1 protein-coding gene is annotated in these 1,022 nt (G+C 68.6%); it reads left to right on the top strand.

Translation table 11 applies throughout. From position 1 onward, the window contains the following. The coding region (locus AC1D01_RS36235) for a TonB-dependent siderophore receptor (protein ID WP_477874583.1) at positions 1 to 1,022 on the top strand (1,022 nt) is incomplete at both ends.

The following is a 1,022-nucleotide window of genomic DNA, read 5'->3' as shown; positions in this document are numbered from 1 at the left end:
GTGCAGACCGGCCGCTACGACCGCAAGCAGGTGATGGCCGACCTGGGCGGCGCGATCGACGACGACGGGCAGTGGCGCTGGCGCGTCGTCGGCCTGGGGCTGGACACCGGCACGCAGGACACCTACCCGAACGGCGAGCGCATGACGCAGAAGCGCCAGTACCTCGCGCCCTCGCTGAAGTGGCAGCCGACGCCGCAGACCTCGCTGACGCTGCAGGCCGAGGTGCTGCGCGACGACGGCTCCGACGACGTGCAGTACGTCAGCGACTTCAACGGCGGCCCGACCTCGATCAAGGAGGGCGACCCGACCTACAGCCGCATCGAAACCGGCTCCGACGCGATCGGCTGGCAGTTCGCGCATCGCTTCGACAACGGCTGGCAGCTGCAGAACAAGGCGCGCTACGCGCACCGCACCTCCGACAAGCACCACATCCAGTCGTTCTTCGACGCCGATCCCAACGTGCTGGAGCGCCAGGCGCGGCACGACGTGGAGGCAGTCGACGAGAACAGCATCGACACCTCGGTCCAGGGCAAGGTGGACAGCGGCAGCGTCTCGCACACGCTGCTGTTCGGCCTCGACGTCGACCGCAGCCGCGCCGAGTGGCAGCGCTGGCAGGACATGACGACCCCGCTCGACATGGCCAACCCGGTCTACGGCATCCCGATCGCCGAGCCGACCTCCCAGTCGCGCGACAAGCAGGTGATCCTCGAGCAGGTCGGGCTGTACGCGCAGGACCAGGTGCGCTTCGATTCGCACTGGGGCCTGACCGTCGGCGTGCGGCAGGACCGCGTGAAGTCCCGCTACGAGAACCGGAGGGCCGATCCCGCTTTTGAGGTCGGCCTCGCCGAGCGCACCGACAACGCCACCACCGGCCGGCTCGGCGTCACCTACCAGGTCGGCAACGGCTGGGCACCGTACGCGAGCTATGGCGAATCGTTCGTGCCGGTGATGGCGGTCGACGAAGGCGCGCTGTTCGATCCGAGTCGCGGCAGGCAATACGAACTCGGCGTCAAGTACATGCC

This window comes from Rhizobacter sp. P3_B12, assembly GCF_056402895.1.
The sequence above is the reverse complement of the archived record's forward strand: the minus strand, read 5'-3'. Positions and strand labels throughout refer to the sequence as shown.